This window comes from Shinella yambaruensis, assembly GCF_050859155.1.
Classification (GTDB): Bacteria; Pseudomonadota; Alphaproteobacteria; order Rhizobiales; family Rhizobiaceae; genus Shinella; species Shinella yambaruensis.
In genome coordinates this window covers 554,187-576,153 of the sequence record NZ_CP150638.1, presented here as the reverse complement: position 1 = coordinate 576,153, position 21,967 = coordinate 554,187, and the positions used below count along the sequence as shown (strand labels likewise).

General features: G+C 64.3%; 20 protein-coding genes. 9 read left to right on the top strand and 11 right to left on the bottom strand.

The genetic code is table 11. The features are described 5' to 3' along the window. Positions 1-9: 9 nt before the first annotated feature. The 7 genes from WMC41_RS02775 to WMC41_RS02745 all read right to left on the bottom strand — a co-directional run bounded on the left by WMC41_RS02775 (position 10) and on the right by WMC41_RS02745 (position 8,786). Entirely contained in the window at positions 10-1,605 is a 1,596-nt protein-coding gene (locus WMC41_RS02775) for a GMC family oxidoreductase (RefSeq protein ID WP_432346957.1), read from the bottom strand. After that, entirely contained in the window at positions 1,605-3,101 is a 1,497-nt protein-coding gene (locus WMC41_RS02770; RefSeq protein WP_432346956.1) for an aldehyde dehydrogenase family protein, read from the bottom strand. The genes WMC41_RS02775 and WMC41_RS02770 overlap by 1 nt, the downstream gene beginning before the upstream one ends. 23 nt (positions 3,102-3,124) lie before the next feature. Further along, on the bottom strand, positions 3,125-4,159 hold the full coding sequence (locus WMC41_RS02765; protein WP_432346955.1) for a zinc-dependent alcohol dehydrogenase: 1,035 nt from the start codon (positions 4,157-4,159) through the stop codon (positions 3,125-3,127). A 9-nt stretch (positions 4,160-4,168) separates the two neighbouring features. Continuing rightward, a complete protein-coding gene (locus WMC41_RS02760) occupies positions 4,169-5,110 on the bottom strand; it encodes an ABC transporter permease (RefSeq protein ID WP_432346954.1) in 942 nt (313 codons plus the stop codon). Positions 5,111-5,118: 8 nt separating this feature from the next. Further along, positions 5,119-6,624 (bottom strand): sugar ABC transporter ATP-binding protein, encoded by a 1,506-nt coding sequence (locus WMC41_RS02755; RefSeq protein ID WP_432346953.1) that lies wholly within the window; start codon positions 6,622-6,624, stop codon positions 5,119-5,121. A gap of 8 nt (positions 6,625-6,632) precedes the next feature. Then, positions 6,633-7,598 carry an ABC transporter permease gene (locus WMC41_RS02750; RefSeq protein WP_244768015.1) on the bottom strand — a complete coding sequence of 322 codons (966 nt, stop codon included), beginning with the start codon at positions 7,596-7,598 and terminating at the stop codon, positions 6,633-6,635. Between the two features lie 78 nt (positions 7,599-7,676). Further along, positions 7,677-8,786 carry a sugar ABC transporter substrate-binding protein gene (locus WMC41_RS02745; RefSeq protein WP_432346952.1) on the bottom strand — a complete coding sequence of 370 codons (1,110 nt, stop codon included), beginning with the start codon at positions 8,784-8,786 and terminating at the stop codon, positions 7,677-7,679. 255 nt (positions 8,787-9,041) lie between these two features. Between WMC41_RS02745 and WMC41_RS02740 the strand changes: the two genes are divergently transcribed. The 9 genes from WMC41_RS02740 (at position 9,042) to WMC41_RS02700 (ending at position 18,442) form a co-directional block, all read left to right on the top strand. Beyond that, entirely contained in the window at positions 9,042-9,701 is a 660-nt protein-coding gene (locus tag WMC41_RS02740) for a TetR/AcrR family transcriptional regulator (protein WP_288083122.1), read from the top strand. Between the two features lie 24 nt (positions 9,702-9,725). Then, a complete protein-coding gene (locus WMC41_RS02735) occupies positions 9,726-10,733 on the top strand; it encodes a LacI family DNA-binding transcriptional regulator (protein ID WP_288083123.1) in 1,008 nt (335 codons plus the stop codon). Between the two features lie 94 nt (positions 10,734-10,827). After that, on the top strand, positions 10,828-12,459 hold the full coding sequence (locus WMC41_RS02730) for a GMC family oxidoreductase (protein ID WP_432346951.1): 1,632 nt from the start codon (positions 10,828-10,830) through the stop codon (positions 12,457-12,459). 25 nt (positions 12,460-12,484) lie between these two features. Further along, entirely contained in the window at positions 12,485-13,000 is a 516-nt protein-coding gene (locus tag WMC41_RS02725; protein ID WP_288083125.1) for a VOC family protein, read from the top strand. Positions 13,001-13,092: 92 nt separating this feature from the next. After that, positions 13,093-14,493 (top strand): ABC transporter substrate-binding protein, encoded by a 1,401-nt coding sequence (locus WMC41_RS02720; protein WP_432346950.1) that lies wholly within the window; start codon positions 13,093-13,095, stop codon positions 14,491-14,493. A 129-nt stretch (positions 14,494-14,622) separates the two neighbouring features. After that, positions 14,623-15,513, top strand: a complete 891-nt coding sequence (locus WMC41_RS02715) for a carbohydrate ABC transporter permease (protein WP_432346949.1) — start codon at positions 14,623-14,625, stop codon at positions 15,511-15,513. 4 nt (positions 15,514-15,517) lie between these two features. Continuing rightward, on the top strand, positions 15,518-16,342 hold the full coding sequence (locus WMC41_RS02710; protein ID WP_244768023.1) for a carbohydrate ABC transporter permease: 825 nt from the start codon (positions 15,518-15,520) through the stop codon (positions 16,340-16,342). 10 nt (positions 16,343-16,352) lie between these two features. After that, positions 16,353-17,426 (top strand): ABC transporter ATP-binding protein, encoded by a 1,074-nt coding sequence (locus WMC41_RS02705; protein WP_288083127.1) that lies wholly within the window; start codon positions 16,353-16,355, stop codon positions 17,424-17,426. Between the two features lie 11 nt (positions 17,427-17,437). Beyond that, the gene (locus WMC41_RS02700) at positions 17,438-18,442 is read left to right on the top strand and encodes a zinc-binding dehydrogenase (RefSeq protein WP_432346948.1); all 1,005 of its coding nucleotides are present in this window, start codon (positions 17,438-17,440) and stop codon (positions 18,440-18,442) included. Between the two features lie 131 nt (positions 18,443-18,573). On the opposite strand, the gene WMC41_RS02695 is transcribed toward WMC41_RS02700, so the two are convergent. The 4 genes from WMC41_RS02695 to WMC41_RS02680 are packed head-to-tail and all read right to left on the bottom strand — an operon-like array spanning position 18,574 to position 21,963. After that, positions 18,574-19,275 carry an RraA family protein gene (locus tag WMC41_RS02695; protein ID WP_432346947.1) on the bottom strand — a complete coding sequence of 234 codons (702 nt, stop codon included), beginning with the start codon at positions 19,273-19,275 and terminating at the stop codon, positions 18,574-18,576. A 38-nt stretch (positions 19,276-19,313) separates the two neighbouring features. Further along, on the bottom strand, positions 19,314-20,012 hold the full coding sequence (locus tag WMC41_RS02690) for an alpha/beta fold hydrolase (protein WP_288083129.1): 699 nt from the start codon (positions 20,010-20,012) through the stop codon (positions 19,314-19,316). Then, complete coding sequence (locus tag WMC41_RS02685) at positions 20,009-20,980, bottom strand: cupin domain-containing protein (RefSeq protein ID WP_432346946.1); 972 nt, start codon at positions 20,978-20,980, stop codon at positions 20,009-20,011. Before WMC41_RS02685 ends, WMC41_RS02690 begins: the two co-directional genes overlap by 4 nt. Before the next feature lie 5 nt (positions 20,981-20,985). Beyond that, positions 20,986-21,963 (bottom strand): ester cyclase, encoded by a 978-nt coding sequence (locus tag WMC41_RS02680; protein ID WP_432346945.1) that lies wholly within the window; start codon positions 21,961-21,963, stop codon positions 20,986-20,988. Positions 21,964-21,967 lie beyond the last annotated feature (4 nt).

Sequence of the window (21,967 nt, the reverse complement as noted above, 5' to 3'; positions counted from 1 at the left end):
CTGCAACAATCAGGCATTGCCGCGGATCATGTCCGCCGCCTTTTCCCCGATCATGATCGTCGCCGCATTGGTGTTGGACCCCACGAGGCTCGGCATGGTGGAACTGTCGCAGATGCGGATGCCGTCGAGGCCATGCACGCGCAGTTGCGGATCGACCACCGCCATCTCGTCCCGCCCCATCTTGCAGGTGCAGGTGGGATGGTAGGAGGTCCGGCCGTACTGGCGCGTATAGGCGACATAGTCTTCCTGCGTGCGCACGTTGCCGTCGGGAAAGCGCAGCGTCTTGATGTATTTCTGCAAGGACGGCTGGCTGAAAATCTCCTGGCTGATCTTCACGCCCTCCACGGAAATCCGCACATCATCGGGGTCGGCGAGGAAGTTCGGATCGACAAGCGGCAAGGCGCGCGGATCGGCCGAGCGCAAGGTCACGCTTCCCCGCGATTTCGGCCGAAGCGTATAGGAATTGAGCGTTATGCCGGACGCGCCCTTCGGCACGCTCGGAACGCCTGCCTCCGCGCCCGCACCCGCGAGGAAATGGAATTGCAGGTCCGGGCAGGGACTATCCTTGTCGCCGTACCAGAATGCCCCGCCCTCCACCACGTTGGAGGTGATCGGGCCGGACTTGAACAGGGCGTATTGAATGCCAGCCCAGAGCGACCAGTGCAGCTTGTTGTACTTGTCGAGGCTGTCGTGGTTCTTCAGCTCCGCGACGATATCGACACCGAAATGGTCCTGCAGGTTCCGGCCGACGCCGGCCATGTCCTGCACGACGTCGATGCCGTGGCGCCGCAACGCGTCGGCCGGGCCGATACCCGAAAGCATCATCAGCTTCGGCGTGCCGATGGCGCCCGAGGTGAGGAGCACTTCGCTTTCCGCCCGCGCGGTCTTGCGTTTGCCGCCGACGTCATAGTCGACGCCCATGGCGCGGCGCCCCTTGAAGACGATGCGCAAGACGAGCGCGCCGGTGACGACCGTCAGGTTCGGTCGCTGCAGGGCCGGCCGCAGATAGCCGACGGCTGCCGAGCAGCGGCGGTTGTCGCGCGTCGTGGTCTGGTAGACGCCGGCGCCTTCCTGTACCGGGCCATTGAAATCGGGGTTGTAGGGGATGCCGAACTCCTGGCAGCTCTGCACGAAGGCACGCGTCATGCGCTGCGGCTCAGGAATGTTCGAGACACCAAGCGGTCCGTCCGTTCCATGCCAGGCACCGGAGAGGATGGAATTGCCCTCCGAACGCAGGAAATATTTCTGGACGTCCTTGAAGCCCCAGCCCTCGGCCCCTTCCGCGACCCAACGGTCGTAGTCGCTGGGATGGCCGCGCGTGAAAACCTCGGCGTTGATGGAGGAGCCGCCGCCCAGCACCCTGGCCTGCGCGTAGAGAATCTCGCGGTTGCCGGCATGCTTCTGGGGGACGGTCTTCAGCCCCCAGGTCAGCGGGCCTGTCGTCATCTTCGCAAAGCCGACAGGCATGTGGATCAGCGGGTGGCTATCGCGCCCGCCCGCTTCGATGAGGCACACCCGCGCGGACGGATTTTCCGAAAGCCGCGCCGCCAGCACGCAGCCGGCGCTGCCGCCGCCGACGATGACGTAGTCGTAACCCTCTGTCATCACGCGATCCAATGCGTCCGCTTGCCGATCTCCACATGAACGGACTTCACCTGGGTATATTCCTCCACACCATACATGCCGGCTTCGCGGCCCCAACCGGACTGCTTGAAGCCACCGAGCGGCATTTCGGGACCGCCCGCCATGATGGTGTTGACCCAGAAGCGGCCGGCACGCACCCGACGGCTCACCGTCAGCGCCTTGTCGATGTTCTTCGTCCAGACACTCGCCGCAAGGCCGTAAACGGTATCATTGGCAAGCTGGATGGCTTCCTCGACCGTGTCGAAATGCATGGAGCAGAGAACCGGGCCGAAAATTTCGTCACGGGCGATCGGCATGTCGCGCGAGACGCCGGAGAAGAGGGTCGGCGCGATATACTGGCCCCGGCCGAGATCGATCGGCCCGCCGCCGGCCAAAAGCCGCGCACCCGCGGCCTTGCCCCTGGCAATATAGTCGAGGATCGTGGCGTTCTGCGCCTCGGTGGTGATCGCACCGACCTGCGTCGCCTCGTCCAGCGGATCGCCGACGCGGATCTTCGCCATCTTTTCAGCAAGGAGCTTCTCGAAGTCGGCGGCGACCGAGCGCTCGACGATCAGCCGCGAGGACGAGACGCAGCACTGCCCGGTGTTGAAGCTGATGCCAAAGGCCGCGCCGTCCGCCGCGTCCTCCAGATCGGCATCGGAAAAGACGATGATCGGGTTCTTGCCGCCGAGTTCCAGGCCGAGCTTCTTGAAATTGCTGTCGGCGGCGGCATGGACGCAGGAGCGGCCGACCGCCGTGGAGCCGGTGAAGGACAGCATGTCCACGTCCGGATGTTCCGACAGCGCCTGACCGATCATGCGGCCGGAACCGGTGACGACATTGTAGACCCCGGCAGGCAGACCCGCTTCCGCCAGCACTTCGGCGAGCAGCAGCGTGGTGGCGGAGGTGACTTCGGAGGGCTTCACGACCATCGTGCAGCCGGAAGCGAGGATGAAGGGCACGCGCTCGCACAGGATCAGGAACGGGAAGTTCCACGGCGTGATCAGGCCGACGACGCCGATCGGCTCGCGCAGCACCATGCCGAAGAGATCGTCACCGAGCGAATTGAAGCTGTCGCCATGCAGCATGCGCGCCGCACCGGCGCCGACCTCGAAGCAGGCGATGCAATGGTCGATTTCGCCACGCGCCTGGGAGATCGGCTTACCGTTTTCGAGCACCTCCCAATAGGCGATCTCGTCGCGGCGGCGGCGCAGGATTTCAGCGACGCGCAGCAGGACGCCGGCGCGAGCGGCACCGGAAAGGCCCGACCAGCGGCGATCCTCGAAGGCGAGCCGTGCCGCGGCGACGGCGGCGTTCAGGTCCTCCACCGTGCAGCGAACCGTACGCGTGACGGGCGTGCCATGACCCGGCGAGGCGCGCTCGAAGCGCTCCGTTCCATCCCTCCACTGCCCATCGACGAAGAAACCGAAGTTGCGTGCCGCGGTCGGCGTAGAAAGATGCGGGTTTTTCTGGTCCATGAAATCCTCCACTTCGATGGTATTTACGCCGAAACGGCGATTTGCGTCTTCAGGTCCTGCGGCCGGTCGCCGAGGGTTTCGAAAGCCTGCTGGATATTCTCCAGCGTATAGCTCGCCTTGGTGAAATCGCTCGTGCGGAAACGACCGTGCGATAGAAGGGTCAGCGCATCATGCATATCCTCTCCCATGCCGGCGACGGAGCCCTTCAGGCTCGTTTCCTCCAACACCGTGCGCAGAATATCGACGGGTACGGTCTCACCCGGCGGCGTGATGCCGAAAAAGGCGACATGGCCGCCCCGACGCGCCAGATCGAACGCCTGTTTATAAAGTCTCCGGCTGCCGACGCTTTCGATGACGAGATCAGCCCCTCGCCCGGCGGTCATTTTCCGCACGATCGGCTCTAGCTGGGCCGGATCGGCAACCGCGGCATCCGCTCCTGCCTCCATGGCCATTCGGCAGCGATCGGCGGACAGGTCGGCGACGATGATGGGCGCGGCGCCGACAAGCCGCATCATCTGCACATGCAGATTGCCGATCGGCCCGGCGCCGAAAACGACGACCGACTGGCCGAGTGCGGCCTTCGCCTTGCGCGCGGCGCGGACGACACAGGAAACCGGCTCGGTCAAGGCAAGCACGTCGTCTGCAATGTCGGCGGAGACCGGGATCGCCAACCGCGCGGGAACGGCGACATATTCGGCGAAGGCGCCGTCCCGGCCGATGCCGACCTGGACGACTTCGGCGCAGTTCAGCACCTCGTTGCGGCGGCACCAGAAGCAGGTGCCGCAGCCGATGTTGATGTCGACGACGACCCGCGCGCCGATATCGAGGTGACGGACATTGGCTCCACGCCCGGCGATCGTGCCGCAGAATTCGTGGCCGGGGATGAGCGGCAGCCGGTCGGCCGCGTAATGGCCATTGAAGATATGGATGTCCGTGCCGCAGATTCCGGTGCGCGTCACCCGCACCAGCACGTCCTCCGGCCCGATGTTCGGGATGGGGACCTCACGGAGCTCGAAGCGTTTCGGCGCGGTCAGGACGGCGGCGCGCATGGTCGTCATTGCCTGCCCTCACTTCACGGTGCGCAGCTTGGCGCGGTCGATGGTCAGCGCGATGGCGACGATGAGCACGATGCCGAAGACGATCTGCTGACGCGTCGCGTCGATCTCGAAATAGAGCATCGAGGCGCGAATGACGGCGACGATCAGCGCGCCGACGACCGTGTTGGCGACACCGCCGACACCGCCGGTCAGCGGCGTGCCGCCGACCAGCACGGCGACGATGGCCGGCAGCAGGAAGCCGTTGGCGATGGTCGGCGCGCCGCCCGAAAGTTTCACTGCGAAGAGCAGGCCGGCGATGGCCGCAAGCGCACCCGAGATCGCGAAGGCGAGGATCTTGTAGCGCGCGACGTTGAGCCCGGAGGCCGCGGCCGCCAGCTCGCCGGCGCCGACCGCCTTGAGGGCACGCCCAAGCGTCGTGCGGCGCTCGATAAACAGGCAGACGGCGACGAGGACGGCCGCGATCAGCAACTCGTTCGGCACGCCCCAGGTGCGGCCGATCATCCAGCCGAAGGTCTCGTTGCGTTGCGCCGCATCCATGTTGAGCGCGCGCTGGCCGGAAAGCCATTGCGCAATCGAGAAGGCGATGCCGCCGACGGCGAGCGTCGAGATGAAGGACGGCACGAAGAGCCGCGTCGTCACATAGCCGGAGAGCATGCCGAGCAGGAAGCCGGCCATCACGCAAAGCACGGCGACCCACGCGCCCATGGAGGCGAGATAGACCGAGGCGATGACCGTCACCATATTGGCCATGGACTGGGCCGAAAGGTCAATGCCGCCGATATAGATGGCGAAGGTGAGCCCGAGCGCCATGATGAACAGCGGCACGATATCGCCGGCGATGCCGAGGAGGTTTGAGGGACGCAGGAAGCCGGGATCGTTGATGCCGACGATCGCGACGAGCACGACCAGCGTGATCCAGGGCAGGTGCGGTTTGAGGCGCTGAATATCCATCTTGTCCCTCAGATCATGTAGTGCAGCAGGTCGAAGGGCGTCGGCTTTGCACCAGGTTCGCAGGCAAACTGCTTCTGGATGCGCCCGTCCTTGACGACGATGATGGTGTGCGACAGGCCGATCGCCTCTTCCAGCGTATCGGCGACCAGCACGATGCCGACGCCCGCCGCGCTCATGGCGCGGATCATGTCGTAGACATCCTCCTTGGCGCCGATGTCGAGACCGCGCGTCGGGTGGTCGAGCAACATGATATCCGAGCCGGCGGAGCGCCATTTGGCAAGCACGACCTTCTGCTGGTTGCCGCCGGAGAGGTTGCTGCAATCGGCGAATTCGGAATGCGCCTTGATCGAGAGCTTCCTAATCCAGTCGCGCGCCAGAGCCCGTTCTTCCGAAACGCGCAGAACGCCGCCGCTCGAATGGTTCTTCATCTGCGAGAGCGTCATGTTCTCGTAGACGTTCATGCCGGCGACGATGCCTTCGATCTTGCGCTCGCGCGGCACATAGCCGACGCCGCGGGCCACCGACTGGCGCGGCGAGAAGGCGGCGGCGTCCTCGCCCTTGATGCGAAGCCGGCCGGAAGTCGCCGTCAGCATGCCGTAGATCGTGCGCAGGATCGCCTCGCGGCCGGAACCCTCCGTTCCGACGAGGCACAGGACCTCGCCGGCATGCAGCTTGAGGGAAATATCCTGGATGCGGCCGGGCAGGCCGACACGCTCCATCTCGACCAGCACCTTCGCTGCGTCATACGGTTTCTGCAGGTGCTCGCGGTAGTATTCCTTGTCGACGTTGCGGCCGACCATCTTGTGCTGGATGGCCTCGGCCGCCGCCCCGCCACGTTCGACGACGTCGACCACCTCACCGTCCTTCATGACGTAGATGCGGTCCGAAAGGTCCATGACTTCGTCCATGCGGTGCGAGACGAAGATGAAGGAGGCGCGCGTCGTCAGTTCGCGGACGAGCTTGAAGAGCAGCTGCACCTCGTCCTTCGACAGGACCGATGTCGGCTCGTCGAGCAGGATGACGAGATCGCCATCGACCCGCTCCTCCAGCGTCAGAACCTTGGCGAGCTCGACGAGCTGGCGCTGGGCGAAGGAGAGTTTCGACGTGACCATTGCAGGGTCGATGCCGAGCTTCACCTTCGCAAGTTGCGCCTTCGCCGCCTTCGCCATCGCCTTCCAGTCGACGACCCCGAAGCGGACGAACTGGCGTTCGTAGCCGAGGAAGATGTTCTCCATGACCGTGAGGTTGGGGATCAGGGACTGTTCCTGGAACACCATCCCGATGCCCTTCTCCATCGCCTGGCGCGGATTGGCGAAGCGGACGGACGACCCCTTGATCAGGATCTGGCCGCCATCCGGCTGGTAGGCGCCGTAGATGACCTTCATCAGGGTCGACTTGCCGGCGCCGTTCTCGCCGACGAGGCCGACGATCTCGCCGCGCCTGATATGGAAATCGATGGCCTTCAGCGCGTGAACACCGGGGAATTTCTTGTCGACGGCTTTCAGCTCGTACATGGCGCGCCTCACTTGACGAAGGAAAGCATCTTGCGGTCGGTCGAAAGCACGACGGCAAGGATGACGAGCAGGCCGAGCACGCCGGCTTGCAGGAAGTCCGGCAGCCCGATGACGACCATGCCGTTGTCGATGACATTGACGATCAGCACGCCGACGAGCGCATTCCACACGCCGCCGATGCCGCCCCACAACGCAACGCCACCAACGACCACGGACGTGATGGAAACGAACATGAAATTGGCGCCCGTCACGGATTCCGCCTGCCCGATGCGGGCGACGACGAGGACCGCCGCGATGGCATAGAAGACGCCGGCCAGCGCGAAGCCCGTGACGCGGACGCGGGTGACATTGAGACCGGAGGCATGGGCAAGGTCCTCGCCGCCGCCGACGGCGTAGAAGTTGCGGCCGAGCGTCGTGTGGGTCTGGATGAACCAGCCGACGAGCAGGAAGAAGGCCGCGACATAGACCATCAGCGGGAAGCCGAGCCAGCGCACCGTGAGCAGGCCGCGGAAAGCCGCATCGCTGACCTTTACGATATCGCCACCGGTGAGCAGGATCGCGGCACCCGTCCCGACGAAACCCATGGCGAGGCTCGCCATGAAGGACGGGATCTTCAGCTTCACATGCACCAGCCCGTTGAGAAGCCCGATCAGGCCGCCGAGGGCGAGCGTTAACGGGATGGCAATCCAACCGAGCCCGGCGAGCGAGCCGCCGAGTTGGGCGAAGATGAAGGCGAAAGAGACCGCCGTGAGCGAGACCGTCCCCTCCATGGAAAGGTCGATCGAGCCCATGACGATGATGAAGGTGACGCCGACGGCGACCATCAGGGCCGGGGACGCCGCAATCGCGATGCGGGCAAAGTTCCGCAGAGAGAAGAATGTCGGATTGAGCGCGGTGAAAAAGATCACCAGCGCAAGCAGCACCAGCAACGGCGCCCACTTGATCAAGGTTTCGCGCGATATGCGACGTGTCACGTCAGACACCCCTCTTCCCGATGAATTTTAGGGAGTGCGGCGGCAGCGCTTCTGGCTGCCGCCGAGTTCGCTGAAGGATCAGTACTGGATCTGGCCGTTCGACGGCCCCCAGAAGTCCTTCCAGTCATAGGCCGGAACGGAGTCGAGGTACTTCGCCTTGAATTCCGCCGCATCCCTGGCCGTGACGAGGATCGTCGGGCCGTAGAATTCGCGGTGCTCCTTCGGCTCCTCGGAAGGCTTGAAGGTGCCGATGGCGGCATGGTAGGCGAGCGCCGCGCTGATGCCGCCGCCCCAGTGGGGATTGGTGAAGACTGTGGCGAGCAACTGGCCGTCCATAACCATCTGCACGGCTTCCGGATTGCCGTCATAGGCAACGATCGGCATGTCCTCGATGCCCTCGGCGCGCAGCGCCTCGATGACGCCATAAGCGATATTGTCGTTGGCGCAATGCACGCCCTTGATCTTGTCGCCGTAGCGCGTGAGGAAGGAAGCCATCAGGGCGGCGCCCTTCTGGGTGTCCCAGTCGGCCGGCTGCGCGTCGAGCAGCTCGATGTTCGGGAAATCCTTGAGCGCATTCTTGAGGCCGGCAAGGCGCTCGACGGCCGGATTGTTGGCCGCGATGCCGCCAAGGTGAACGACGCCGCCTTCCCCGCCCATGGCCTCGAACAGGATGCGGGCCGTCTCCTCGGCGGGCTTCACATCGGACCAGGTCATGTGGGCGACATAGTTGTCACCGAAGTCCCAGGGGTGCAGGTCGTCGGTCTTGTTCCAGATCGTCGAAATGTAGGCGCCAGCCGCCTGGACCGCCTCGACGACGGGGCGGGCGTTCGGGCTGTCATTGGCATCGCAGGCAATGGCGCAATTGCCGTTGTTCTTGGCGAGGAAGGCCTTGATGTCGGAGAGCGACTTCTCGGTCGAGCCCTCGTTGATCAGGCTGACGAGCGCGCTCTTCGGCTTGCCGAGCGATTCCACGAAGGCTTCGCCGCCGGAAACGACCGAGTTCCAGTAGGCGGACGCCCTGTCACGATAGCTCCAGGCGATCGCCGGGTCCGTCAGCGCCGCCGCGGCGGTGCCGCCGCCGAAAACACCCGGCACCGCGGCCGCGCCGAAACCGGCCGCCGTGGCGAAAAGAAAGTTGCGGCGGCTGATTGTTTCCCGCTCGATGAAATCCTTGATGAAGGTCGACATTGGCTCCTCCGGCTCCCGTTTGAAAATGCAGCTTGCGTTAGGGCAGATCTGGCAGGCCACACCGTACGGATGCCTCCGATCCGCAATGTGCGCTGCGCCATTAACGCACTAACTAGTTACTGCATTATTGCCATCGCCGTCAAGTGGGATACACTGGCCTGGAGCGCGCCGCACGGTTCGTCTGTTTTCGACGACGCGCGATTCGTGCATATATGACCGAGACAGTGGAAACCTTGACCGCGGCGGAGAACAGTTTTGACAACGACAGGCGACCAGCAGGAAAAACCAGGCCGCAAGCCGCGCATCCGCGACGCGGAGGCCACCAAGGCCCGCATTCTCGAGGCCGCCAAAAAAGAGTTCGCGAAGAACGGTCTGGGTGGTGCGAGAGTTGATGACATCGCCGAAAAGGCGAAAGCCAACAAGCGCATGATCTACCACTATTTCGAAAGCAAGGAGGGGCTGTTCCAGACCGTCCTGGAAGAGGCGTATCTCGACATCCGCAGCGCAGAGCAGAAACTCCACCTGGAGGATCTCGATCCGAAGGCCGCGCTCGAACAGCTGGTTCGCTTTACCTGGGAATATTACCTCAAGAACCCAGAGTTTCTCACCCTCGTCAACAGCGAGAACCTGCACCGCGCGAAGCACCTGAAAAAATCGGAAATCGTCAAGTCCTCCAGCCGCAAGCTTGTCGGCATGGTCTCGAACATCCTCGACCGTGGCGTGAAGGCAGGCGTCTTCCGCGGCGGCATCGATCCGGTGCAGCTCAACATCACGATCGCCGCCGTCGGCTACTATTATCTGACGAACCGCTTCACCGGTTCGATCATCTACGAGCGGGACCTGATGGCCAGGGAAGCCTTGGAGCAGCGCATCCGGTTCAACATCGAAACGATCACGCGCCTGGTCGCCGTTTGACATGACCTGTCTGCGCCGCACGCCATGAAGCGATCCGGAATCAAGGACGTTGCTGCGGCAGCAGGCGTATCGGTCGCAACGGCATCCTACGTGCTCTCGGGAACCGGGCGCTCCTCCGAGGCGACGCGCAAGCGCGTGCTGGCGGCCGCCAACGCACTCGGCTTTATTCGCGACGCCTCGGCGGCACGTCTGCGCACCGGCAAATCGAACCTCGTCGGCGTCATTCTCAACAATATCATCAATCCATTCTTCAGCGAGCTCGTAGCCTCGCTGGAAGCCACCGTCTACGAAGCGGGAGGGCTCACGCTTCTGGCGACCGCCCAGAACGACCCGGTTCGGCAAGAGCAGCTTTTGGCCTCGATGGTGGCGCAGGGCGTCGGCAGCGTCATCCTGTCCCCTGTCCACGGGACCGCATTGGCTGACCTGGCCCCCATGCTCGGTCACGGACTGCCACTCGTCCTGTGCGTTCGCGACCTGGCCGGCAGCCAGGCGGCGTTTGTCGGCGTCGACGACGAAAAATCCGGTTACCTGGCGGCCAGCTGCCTGCTTGCCGCCGGGCACCACTCGATGGTTTTCATCGGTGGCTATCCCCACACCAGCACCTGGGACGGCCGTTGCGCCGGCATCCGGCGGGCACTTGCCCGCGCCGGTTTGCCGGAAGCGGCGTGCCGGCTGGTTCCGGGCCTCATGCATCCCGATTTCGCCGAGGAGAAGATGCTTTGGCTGGCATCCCAAGGCATCCTGCCGAATGCCGTGATCTGCTTCAACGACGACCAGGCCTCAGGCGCCTATCGCGCGTCCCGCAAATTGGGCATGATCGTGGGACGCGATATCTCGATCGTCGGCTTCGACAACATTCCGCAGGGTCGCATCCTTGAGCCGGAACTGACGACCGTCGATATCCGACCGGCGCTGATCGGACAAATGTCTGCTGAAATTGCCCTTCGCCGCGTCTTCTCGAGCACCAACACCGCCCCTCGCCATCGGCTCGAACCAATCCTCGTTCAGCGGAAATCCGTCATCACGGCCTGAATCGCACATTCGCCTGCGCTTTCCCCTTGACTGCGAGCTCCGTTTGGTTAATCGTTTCAAGTAACGGACTAGTTACATACTAATGAGGAAGGCGATGGACGCGGATTACATTGTCGTCGGTGGAGGCTCGGCCGGATGTGTGATCGCCGCACGGCTGACGGAAGATACCGACATGACCGTCCTCCTGCTGGAGGCAGGCCCGCGCGACCGGTCCGTCCTGTTCCATTGGCCGGCCGGCTTTGCCAAGATGACGAAGGGCATTGCGAGTTGGGGCTGGTCCACCGTGCCGCAAAAGCACCTGCGCGATCGTGTGCTCTGGTTCACCCAGGCAAAAGTCATCGGCGGCGGATCGAGCATAAACGCGCAGATCTATACCCGCGGCAACCGCCGGGACTACGATGCCTGGGCCGAGGAGCACGGCTGCCTTGGCTGGGCCTATCGCGATGTCCTGCCCTACTTCAAGCGCGCCGAGGGAAACGAGCGGTTTTCCGAGCCCTTCCACGGCACGAACGGCCCGCTCGGCGTGTCGATGCCGCGCGCCGCGCTGCCGATCTGCGAGGCCTTCGTGCGCGCCGGGCAGCAATGGGGCATGCCCTACAATCCCGATTTCAACGGCCGGCATCAGGCAGGCGTCGGCTTCTATCAGCTGACACAGCGGGATGTTCGCCGCTCGTCTACCGCCGGAACCTATCTTCGCGACGCCGAGCCGCGAAGGAACCTGACGGTCGAGACCAACGCTCAGGTACGGCGCATTCTCGTTGCCGCCGGCCGCGCGACCGGCGTCGAGATGATGGACGGAACCGTACATCATGCCCGCCGCGAGGTGATCCTGACGGCAGGCGCCATCGGCTCTCCGCGCCTCCTGATGCTCTCGGGCATCGGGCCTGCCGATCATCTGCGCGTGGCAGGCGTTGAAGTCCTGCACGACCTGCCGGGGGTTGGCGAAAACCTGCAGGACCATATCGACATCTGCGTGCTCGCCGAATGCACGGGGCCGCACTCCTATGACGGGGTGCTCAGGCCGGACCGGATGATCGCCGCCGGCCTGCAATATTTCGCCCTCAAATCCGGGCCGGTGGCCTCCTCCCTCTTCGAGACGGGCGGCTTCTGGTATGCCGATCCGGATGCCTCCTGGCCGGACATGCAGTTCCATCTCGGCCAGGGCTCCGGCATCGAAAAGGGCATCGCCACGATCAACGGCTGGGGCGTCACCCTCAATTCCGCCCTCATGCGCCCCCGATCGCGCGGCACGGTGCGCCTTGCCTCTTCCGATCCCGCGGCCGCGCCGCTGATCGACCCGAACTACTGGTCCGATCCCTACGATCGCGAAATCTCGCTGCGCGGGCTGGAAATGGCCCGCGAGATCCTGCGCCAGCCGGCACTGCGCCCCTATCTGCGCCGCGAGGTGCTGCCGGGCGACGGGGTGAAAGACCGCGAGGCCCTGTTCGATTACGCCTGCCGCATGGCAAAGACCGATCATCATCCGGTCGGCACCTGCCGGATGGGCACGGACGACATGGCGGTGGTCGATCCGGAGCTGCGCGTGCGGGGTATTGCCGACCTCCGGGTCTGCGACGCCTCCGTCATGCCGCAGATCAACTCGTCGAACACCAACGCCCCCACGATCATGATCGGCGAAAAGGCCAGCGATCTCATTCGCGGCCTGCCGCCCCTGCCGGCGGCGGACCTGTCGCAAGAGCATGGTCGCAAACGGGAATTGGCCTGATTTATCCAAGGAAGGGGAGGAATTCATGAAAGTCTACGGAATGCAGCATGTGGGCTTCACGGTGCCCGATCTCGACCAGGCGGTGGCGTTTTTCACAGGGCTGTTCGGTGCGGTGGAATGCCTGTCCACCGGCCTCATCGATGTGGATGACGAATATATGCGGCGGCGTCTCGGTGTGACGTGCAACGCGCGCATCGAGGACATCAAGGTGCTGCGCGTCGGCAACGGCGCCAATCTCGAACTCTTCAAGTACTCCGGCGATGCCGAGCCTGACGCCCCGCTCAAGCGCAACAGCCAGCCCGGCGGCTATCACCTGGCCTTTCAGGTGGACGACTGCAATGCGGCGGCCGCCCGGCTTCGCGCGGCAGGCGTCGAGGTGCTGGACGGGCCGACCTATATCGACGGAGGTCCCATGGAAGGCCTGACCTGGTGTTACCTGAAGGCGCCCTGGGGCCAGTTCCTCGAAATCGTCAGCATGGCGGGTCCCCTGGGCGCCGAGCGGGCGGGTGGTCCCGCACAGTGGTCTCCCGCAACCGATTGATATCGCAATATGCGGCCCCGTACCGCATGGCGTTTCGCCAATTGGTGAAACGTTTCAACAACGGGACTCAACAGGAGGAGAAAATGGGTAGAATGCGAACTCTGGCTTATGCCGTGGCACTCTGCATGGCGACAGCAGGCGCGGCGATGGCCGAAAAGCCATTCGAAGGCGTCGAGCTGAAAATGCTCGGCATCGGCGATACGTCAGTCACCCGCCTTGCCCCGATCGTCGGGGAATTCGAGGCCTTGACCGGCGCGAAGGTGCAGATCGACATGTTTCCCTATCCGGGGCTCGTCGACAAGATCATCATAGAAGCAAGTTCCGATTCGCCGTCCTATCAGTTGCTCTGGGTCGACAGCCCCTGGGTCGGCATGCTCGGCGAGGCCGGCGCACTCGTCGACCTGACGGACCTCGCCAGGCGCGATGCCGCAGACATCAAGCTCGACGACATCATCCCGATCCAGTTGCAGGAAAACACCTGGCAGGGCCAGCTTCTCGCTTTTCCCGCCTCCGGCATGACCTGGCTCAACCAGTACCGCGCCGACCTCTTCGAAAATCCCGGGGAACAGGCCGCGTTCAAGGCGAAATACGGCTACGACCTCGCCGCCCCGACGACATGGGACCAGTATCGCGACATCGCCGAATTCTTCACCCGCAAGAAGGGCGAGAACGCCGGCGGCAAGCCGCTCGAAAACGATCTCTACGGCGCCAGCCAGTCCTACAGCCGCGTCCAGGGCGCCATCACGCATGACTATTTCCCGTTCATGCGCTCGTTCGGCGGCGACTATTGGGACCCGCAGACCGGTCTTTGCGCCATGACGGGCGAACCGCACATCAAGGCGGCCGAATACATGAAGTCGCTGATCCCCTTCAACCCTCCGGACTATCTCGGCCTGATGTGGGACATCCAGTCCGGCTACATGGAGCGCGGCGAGGCTGCTCAGGCCGCCTATTGGTCGGTCCGCTCCGTGCGGCTCACCAACCCCGCGGAAGCCAGGCTCGCGGAAATCGGCAAGGCCGGCTTCGCGGCCAATCCGACGGACGACGGCAAACCGGAGCCGACCTATACCGGCGCGCTCTCCTTCGCCATCAACGCGAAAGTCTCCGACAAGGAAAAGGAAGCCGCCTGGGCCTTCATCAAATGGTCCACGAGTGAAGACCTGATGCGGCGCTTCGCCACCGAGGGCAACGGCGTCAGCCAGTTCCGCAAGGCGATCCTCGCCGATCCGGACCTGCAGCAGAAATACCCCTACTACAAGGTTCTGCTCGACAGCCAGGCCAATGCCAAGCGCCGCATCTTCCACCCGTTCTACCAAGATGTCGAGGAGACCTTCGGCGTCGAGCTGAACAAGTTCATGGCCGGCGAGACCGCAACGGCTGCGGAAGCGCTGACCACGGCGTGCAATGCGGTCAATTCGCGCCTGAAGATGTTCCCGGTCGAAACGCGCCTGCGCTGGATCAACGACGTGCCGGCGAAGGTCCTTGCGGACTGACGCGCACGTTCGCCGCGCCGCCCCAGCCTCCCCGGGGCGGCGCTTCCCGGAGCATTTCCAGCAAAGTGCGGCACGCGGTTTTGCGTCCGGGAATGCGTCAAAACAAGAGGATAATGCCGGAGTTCCGCCATGGCCTATCAAGCAACGCGCAACAGGCGCATCTTCGTTCTCTTCCTGCTGCCCGTCGTCGCAGTCCTGTTCCTCACGACGATCTATCCGATGCTCTATGCGGGCTGGCTGTCGTTTCGCAATTACGACCTTGCCAAACCCTTCATTCCGCGCATCTTCGTCGGCTGGGCGAACTATGCCGAGATCCTGTCCTCGGGCACGTTCCTGCATGCGCTCGTCACGACGCTGAAGCTGATGGCAATGACGCTCTCCATCCAGCTCGTGCTCGGCGTCGGCATCGCGCTTCTCGTCACGCAGCGCCTGCCCGGCATGGGTATGGCGCGCACGCTTCTGCTCATCCCCATGATGATTTCGCCCGTCATCGTGGGGCTCGTCTGGCTGTTCCTCTATTTCCCTGAACTCGGCTATCTCAACTATTTCCTCAGCCTCGTCGGCCTTTCCGGCGTCGGCTGGATCACCACCACGACCTGGGCGCTCTGGGCGATCGCCATAGCCGACATCTGGCAATGGACGCCCTTCATCATGATGGGCACGGCCGCCGCGCTGCATTCGCTGTCGCCCGAGCCCTACGAGGCGGCGATGATCGACGGAAACTCGCGCTGGGACGTGTTCTGGCGCGTGACGCTGCCACAGCTGAAGCCCGTTCTGATCAGCCTGATGTTCCTGCGCGCGATCGACGCCTTCAAGATCTACGACATCATCTTCGTGCTGACGAAGGGCGGGCCGGGCGACTCCACCGAAGTGCTCTCCATGTTCATCTATCGCGAGTCCTTCACCTTCTGGCGCATGGGCATGGGCGCCGCGGCGTCCTTCGTCTCGCTCGCCATCATCACGGTCCTCGTCACCTTCTTTTTCAAATCGCTGAACCGCGACCGCTCGGCGCTGGAGTAGCCCCATGAACAAGCCTTCGACCCGTCAGGCCATCCTCGTCTACCTGCTTCTCGCGGTGGTGCTGATCGTCTTCCTGACGCCGATCTACCTCGTCGCATCCTCCTCGGTGAAGCCTGCGCCCATCATGTTCCAGAAGCCGCCGGCCTTCTTCTTCACGCCGACCTGGGAACACTACCATGTGCTCTTCACCGAGCGTCCATTCCTGAAGTTCATCGGCAACAGCCTGATCGTCGCCCTCGGCTCGACGGCGATCAGCCTCGTCTTCGGTTCGCTCGCGGCCTATGCCATCAGCCGCATACGCCACAGGCGAATGAACGACGTGGCCTTCTGGATCCTGTCGCTGCGCATGTTCCCGCCCATCACGGTGGTCGTGCCCTACTACATCATCTTCAAGACTGCCGGCCTCCTCGACACGCCGCTGGCGCTGATCATCGTCTATTCCACCGCCAACATCCCGCTGGTCGTGTGGCTGATGAAAGGTTTCTTCGACGAGGTGCCGTCGGCACTCGAAGAGGCGGCGATGGTCGACGGCTACGGCATCATCGAGACCTTCTGGCGCGTGACGTTGCCGCTCGCGGCACCCGGCCTCGCGGTCTCGGCGGTGTTCTGCTTCATCTTCTCGTGGAACGAGTTCCTCTTCGCCCTGATGCTCACAGGCTCCAGGGCTCAGACCGCTACCGTCGCCGTCATGTCCTTCTGGTCATCCGATGCCGTCCAGTGGGGCCGCATCATGGCGGGTTCCTTCATCATCCTCATCCCCGGCGTCGTCTTCGTCCTGACCTGCCAGCGCTGGCTGGTCCGCGGCCTGACGATGGGCTCAGTCAAGTAAGGAGGGGCGCATGTCGTCCATTGCACTGGAAAAAGTGGTCAAGCGCTACGGCGCCTTCGAGATCGTCCACGGCATCGACCTTGCCATAGACAAGGGGGAATTCGTCGTGCTTCTCGGCCCGTCGGGCTGCGGCAAGACCACGACGCTGCGCATGGTCGCAGGCCTGGAGGACGTCTCCGACGGAAAGCTCTCGATCGGCGGGCGGGTCGTCAACGACGTGGCGCCCAAGGATCGCGGCGTCGCCATGGTGTTCCAGAACTATGCGCTCTACCCGCACATGACCGTACGGCAGAACATGGAGTTCGCCCTGCGTCCGCTGAAGCTCGCCCCCGGCGAAGTCGACCGGCGCGTTCGGGAGACGGCCGCCATCCTCGGTCTCGACGCCCTGTTGGCGCGCAAGCCTTCCGCACTATCGGGCGGCCAACGGCAACGCGTCGCGATGGGGCGGGCCATGGTGCGCACGCCCGAGGTCTTCCTCTTCGACGAGCCGCTGTCGAACCTCGACGCGAAACTGCGCACGCAGGTGCGCTGGGAGATCGGCAAGCTGCACAAGCGGCTCGGCACCACCATCCTCTACGTCACCCACGATCAGGTGGAGGCCATGACGCTGGCCGACAAGATCGTCATCATGCGGGACGGTCATGTGGAGCAGGTGGGCAGCCCGGAGGATGTCTATACCCGCCCCGCCAACACCTTCGTCGCGACGTTCATCGGCAGCCCCGCCATGAACCTGGTGCCGGCGCGCCTGATGGGTGGAAAGCTGCAGGCCGAAGCCTTCACGCTCCCCCTGCCAGACCGCTTCTCCGGCCGCACCGCAGAGGGCCAGGCCGTGCTCATCGGCATAAGGCCATCGGATGTCACGCTGACCACCGCCGACAACCCGGGCGCCCTGCGCGCCACCGTCGAAGTGACCGAGTATCTCGGCGATGACGCGCTCCTCGACCTCAGGGTCGGCCCGCATGAGATGATCGCCCAAGTTCCTGCCGTCAACCGGCCAGGAAACGACGCGTCGGTCCATGTCACCTTCAACGCGGCCGGCCTGCATCTCTTCGATGCGGCGACCGGCGGCACGCTCCTCTCCTGAAAGCCTCGCCCATGCCAATGGAAATCATCATCCCCTCCCGCCGGACCTTCCAGCTCCGGCCCTATGAGGACCAGCCGCTGCAACGCGGCGAGATACGAGGGCGAACGCTGTGCACGCTGATCAGCCAAGGCACCGAGATCGGTTGGGCCAATGGCGACGCCTTTCCGGTCCGGCCGGGCTATGCCGCAGTCTTCGAGGTCGAGGAGGTCGGCGAAGGCGTGACCGGCGTGACGCGCGGCGAACGGCGCTTTGCGATGGGTTACCATCGATCGAGCCAGACCCACGCGGCCGAACACACCCTGCCGCTGCCGGACGGCATGGCACCCGACACCGCCGTCATCGCACGGCTGATGGGCGTGTCGATGACCACCCTGATGACGACAAGGGCCCGCCCGGGCGATCGTGTCGTCATAACAGGCGCCGGCCCCGTCGGCTTCCTCGCCGCCCATCTGTTCCAGATCTGCGGCTACCGCGTCACGGTGGTCGATCCCGACGCCGTGCGCCGGGAACAGCTCGCCCGCAGCGGCATCAGCGATACGCGTTCGGCCATGCCGCTGGACGATCCCGATCTCGCCGGCCGGGTCGCGCTGGTGGTCGACTGCTCGGGCCACGAGGGTGCCGTGCTGGAAGGCTGCCGCATCATCCGCCGCATGGGAGAAGTGGTCCTCGTCGGCGTTTCCTGGCGCAAACATACCGATCTGACGGCCCATGACGTGCTCAATGCCGTCTTCTTCAACCACGTCACCTTGCGCTCGGGCTGGGAATGGGAACTTCCCATGCACGCCCGCAGCTTTCTCTGGGAGGAACTGCTTGAAGGCTACAACAATGCGCCGCACTCGATTTTCAGCGGCTTGTCCCGTGCCCTGGACTGGCTCGCCGAAGACAAAATCCCGCTTCATGGCCTGGTTCATCATGCAAAGCCGGACGATCCGGCCACGCTCTACGGGGACATCATGGCACGGCATATCGTCGAACCATTCATCGTGCTGGATTGGTCGCAGACGGCTGACCGATAGCCTCGAAGGATGGCTGCGATACCCTGTGCCACAGCCATCCATGATCAAATACACGAAAGCTGATGAACCACGCACAAGCTACGAAAAAACAATCTGGGAGCCAGGGAATGGAGGAAAGCCGGCCATCATTTCTATATTCTGGCCCTCTCGAAGGCCGCCCATGCCTCTTCGAACTTTCCGATATCAAAGTCGTCTCTTCGCGCCGGCTCCAGAATGAAGGTTTCGCTCTCCCGCATCTTTTCGATCGCCGTCTCGAGTTCGGGCAGTACCTCGGGCGGCACCACCACGGCACCATGACGATCCGCGTGAAGGAAATCACCCGGTGCAACCGACAAGCCGAAGACGGTAACGGGCGTGTCGAAATCGACGACATGAACGAAACCGTGACTTGGCCCGATGGATCCGGCGAGCACCTGGAAATCCGGCGCGAGATCGTCGAGATCCCGCATGACCCCGTTGGTGATCGCACCCGACAGCTTCAGTCCCTTGTGAACCGTCGTGTTGACCTCTCCCCAGAACGCGCCGATGGCGGCGGCGCCATCGAGGTCTTCGATGACCGTGACCGCCGGTCGCGGTCCCGCCGCCATGTAGCGGTAATAGTCCATCCGCCGGCGGCGGATCACGTCGGGAGCCTCGGTTGACGGGTGAACCGCACGAATTCTCGCCGTCCTTGCATAGCCGAAAAATGCCTTGAGACGAGGCTGCGCCGTAAGAACGGTGCCCCGGGTGAACCCCTGGAAGCCGCGCCTGCCCTGCGCGACCTCGATCGCGTTGCAGACCGTGGGCGTATCGACGGAGGCCAGCAGGTTTTGAAGTGAAGCATCGAGTGTCATGGATGAACCTCCTTGAGATCGCCGGGCGACGGGGACTGTCACCGGACGAGCCAATGCGCGAGCGCCGACGAAACGGCGCCGGGCTGTTCGATCGTGGTGAGGTGCCCGGCCTGCTCGACCACGACGAGCTCGGAACGGGGCAAGAGCCGCGCCATCTCCTCGTGCCGGCGCGGGGGACACAGCCGATCCTCCGCCCCGCAGAGAACAAGCGTCGGACCGGAGTAAGAGCGGAGCGTCTCGGTCTGGTCGCGTCGGTCCCGCAGGGCGATCGACTGGCGCTCGAAGAGAGCCGGCCCGAGCGCCGTCGCCATGTCGAGGACCAATTCGAGCAGCGGTTGCTTGTCGGCATTGGCGGCGGCGAAATAGGCGGGGCGCATCTCCTCGACGATGACGGCGGCAAGCCTGCCGTTGCGCGCATCGTCGATCTGCCGGTTCCGGATCGGCAAGCGCTCCGGCAGATCCGCGTGATGGTTCGTGTCGAGCAGCGCCAGCCGCTCGATCCGTTCCGGTGCCTGCCGCACCATCTCCATCGCCACGATGCCGCCCATGGAAAGCCCGGCGAGGCGAAGCGGCCCCGGATGCCGGTCGAGAAGCATGCGGGCAAGTCCCTCGATGCTCGGCGGCCCGTCGAGCCGGGCGCAGATCACCTCGGCCCCGCCGGCGAGCGCCGCAGCCTGATGTGCGAAAAGGCGCTCGTCGCACATCAGGCCGGGTATCAGGAGCAGCGGCGCGCTCACGCGGCCAGCTTGTGCGTCGGGCCGGCGGGGTCGTCGGTGTTGCGGACGCGGTAGAGGCTGGCCTCCCCTGTCATGGACGGCACGAGCGCGTGCTCCAGTCCGGGCGGCACGGCGCAGGTGTCGCCGGGCGCAAGGACGGCTTCGCCGCCCTGCCACGACAGTTTCCAGTGACCGCGCATGACCATGAGAACCTCGTGCGAGGGGGTCGTGTAGGGCGTTTCGGGAATGGAACCGCGGCCGAGCAGCTCGACCTCGAAGCCCGGGCGGTCGCGCAGCATGCCCTCGGCGCCGATCACCCTGGCCGGCTGGCGATCCGCCAGCGCCATCATGTCCCAGTAGCGGCCGACATAGTGCGGCACGACATCGAGGGTCGTCGGCTCGGGGAAGGCCTTCAGCTCTTCATCCGTCAGGAGCGGCATGGGCGGCACGCCGTCCGGCAGGGACTGTCCCTTCTTGGAATCGTAGAGCTTGCCGTTCTTGCCGAGCACCAGGCCGTGGTCCCGCGCATCCTCGATGACCTGCGGCGCCCAGATGACGCCGCCGCCGGCATCGTCACCGCCGAGTATGGCCATGATCATCCCGTAATCGGTGCCGATATTCTCGAAGCCGCGGAAGATCCCGGTCGGAATGTTGAAGATGTCGCCTTCCTCGAGCACGACCTCGCCGGCCGTTCCATGGCGGCCCCAGAAGAAGCGCCAGCGCCCCTTGAGCACGAAGAAGACCTCGGCCGTGCGATGTGAATGCAGCGAGTTGCGGCATTTGGGCGGCTGGCCGGCCGCGCCGATGTTGAAGCCGGGCGTCTCGCGAATGTGGATATGCTGGTCCGGGCTCTCCGACACGCCGGCGCCGATGATGGTGAAGTTCTCCTTCTGGTTCGAACCCGGCGTATGGGCGTCGATGAAGGCGGTCTTGCACGGTTTCAGCTCGCCATAGCGCACGATGCGCCGTTCCATTTCCTGAGGTGTCATGTCTCTCATCCCGTCTTGAGGGCGATCTGCTTCCAGATCGCGGTTTCGTCGAAGATCACGAATTCGCGCTTGAGGCCGTAGGGGCCGAATTCCGCATGCGACATGCCCATGATGTGGACCTCCGCCTTTGTCGGCGCGCCGAAGCCGCCCCAGCCGTCATGGGTGCCCGTCAGCGACCACCGGAGCGCCGCGCGCGGCGGCATTGCCGCATCGGTCCGGCCGATGACGTGGTGGATCTCGAAGCGGGCATCGGGAAACGCCGCGCGCAATTCCATCCAGAAGCGATCCGCCGCGCCCCGGCCATGGGCGGTGACGCCGCCGGGCAGGTCGAGCTGGCAGGCGCGGTCGTAGACCTTCGGAATGACCCTGAAATCGGCCGCCATGATCGCGGAAAGGAAGTCCGCGTAGTCCTTGCCGACCGGATGGTCGTTGCCGCGGCCCTTGTAGTCGCCGGCCATGTCGATCTCGGGCGTGAACGGCTTGACGCAGGCCTCCGGCCCCCCTTCGCGCTCGATCAGGTCGATCGCGAACTGCTTGGGATCCCAGCCGAGCTGGCGCACGATCGCCCCCTGGTCCCGGATCAGCCATTCGTCGTAGATCATGTTGTCGCGCGCGGCGCAGTCCGCGATGATCCGGTAGGTCAGGGACTTGCCCGAGGCTCTGCCATAGACGCCGTCGCCGAGATGGGTGGCGGTCGAAAGCAGGCGGTGCGAGGACAGCAGCGTGCCGTCCTCGTCGCTGCCCGACCAGATGACGTCTTCGCCCAGGAGCTGGCGGTCCGGAAATTCCGCAAGCGTCGCCATGGTGGCGCCGATGACGTTCCGGTTGCCGCGAACCACCGAGGCCGGCGAGCGCACGACGATGTCGGGCGCGTAATACCGGTGCAGGGTGGCAATGCCGCGATCTTCCCAGATCTCCTTGGTGACACCGAGGATGTAGTCGGGGAAATCCCTGAATTTCTTGTCAAATCCCTTGAGGGGCATGCGG

What these genes read in the sequence shown, in the direction of transcription:
- WMC41_RS02730 (WP_432346951.1), top strand. Translation starts at nt 10,828, where the DNA reads ATGGACGCGGATTACATTGTCGTCGGTGGAGGCTCGGCCGGATGTGTG.
- WMC41_RS02745 (WP_432346952.1), bottom strand. Translation starts at nt 8,786, where the DNA reads ATGTCGACCTTCATCAAGGATTTCATCGAGCGGGAAACAATCAGCCGC.
- WMC41_RS02685 (WP_432346946.1), bottom strand. Translation starts at nt 20,980, where the DNA reads ATGACACCTCAGGAAATGGAACGGCGCATCGTGCGCTATGGCGAGCTG.
- WMC41_RS02725 (WP_288083125.1), top strand. Translation starts at nt 12,485, where the DNA reads ATGAAAGTCTACGGAATGCAGCATGTGGGCTTCACGGTGCCCGATCTC.
- WMC41_RS02760 (WP_432346954.1), bottom strand. Translation starts at nt 5,110, where the DNA reads ATGGATATTCAGCGCCTCAAACCGCACCTGCCCTGGATCACGCTGGTC.
- WMC41_RS02680 (WP_432346945.1), bottom strand. Translation starts at nt 21,963, where the DNA reads ATGCCCCTCAAGGGATTTGACAAGAAATTCAGGGATTTCCCCGACTAC.
- WMC41_RS02775 (WP_432346957.1), bottom strand. Translation starts at nt 1,605, where the DNA reads ATGACAGAGGGTTACGACTACGTCATCGTCGGCGGCGGCAGCGCCGGC.
- WMC41_RS02705 (WP_288083127.1), top strand. Translation starts at nt 16,353, where the DNA reads ATGTCGTCCATTGCACTGGAAAAAGTGGTCAAGCGCTACGGCGCCTTC.
- WMC41_RS02770 (WP_432346956.1), bottom strand. Translation starts at nt 3,101, where the DNA reads ATGGACCAGAAAAACCCGCATCTTTCTACGCCGACCGCGGCACGCAAC.
- WMC41_RS02755 (WP_432346953.1), bottom strand. Translation starts at nt 6,624, where the DNA reads ATGTACGAGCTGAAAGCCGTCGACAAGAAATTCCCCGGTGTTCACGCG.
- WMC41_RS02710 (WP_244768023.1), top strand. Translation starts at nt 15,518, where the DNA reads ATGAACAAGCCTTCGACCCGTCAGGCCATCCTCGTCTACCTGCTTCTC.
- WMC41_RS02700 (WP_432346948.1), top strand. Translation starts at nt 17,438, where the DNA reads ATGCCAATGGAAATCATCATCCCCTCCCGCCGGACCTTCCAGCTCCGG.
- WMC41_RS02720 (WP_432346950.1), top strand. Translation starts at nt 13,093, where the DNA reads ATGCGAACTCTGGCTTATGCCGTGGCACTCTGCATGGCGACAGCAGGC.
- WMC41_RS02765 (WP_432346955.1), bottom strand. Translation starts at nt 4,159, where the DNA reads ATGACGACCATGCGCGCCGCCGTCCTGACCGCGCCGAAACGCTTCGAG.
- WMC41_RS02735 (WP_288083123.1), top strand. Translation starts at nt 9,726, where the DNA reads ATGAAGCGATCCGGAATCAAGGACGTTGCTGCGGCAGCAGGCGTATCG.
- WMC41_RS02715 (WP_432346949.1), top strand. Translation starts at nt 14,623, where the DNA reads ATGGCCTATCAAGCAACGCGCAACAGGCGCATCTTCGTTCTCTTCCTG.
- WMC41_RS02695 (WP_432346947.1), bottom strand. Translation starts at nt 19,275, where the DNA reads ATGACACTCGATGCTTCACTTCAAAACCTGCTGGCCTCCGTCGATACG.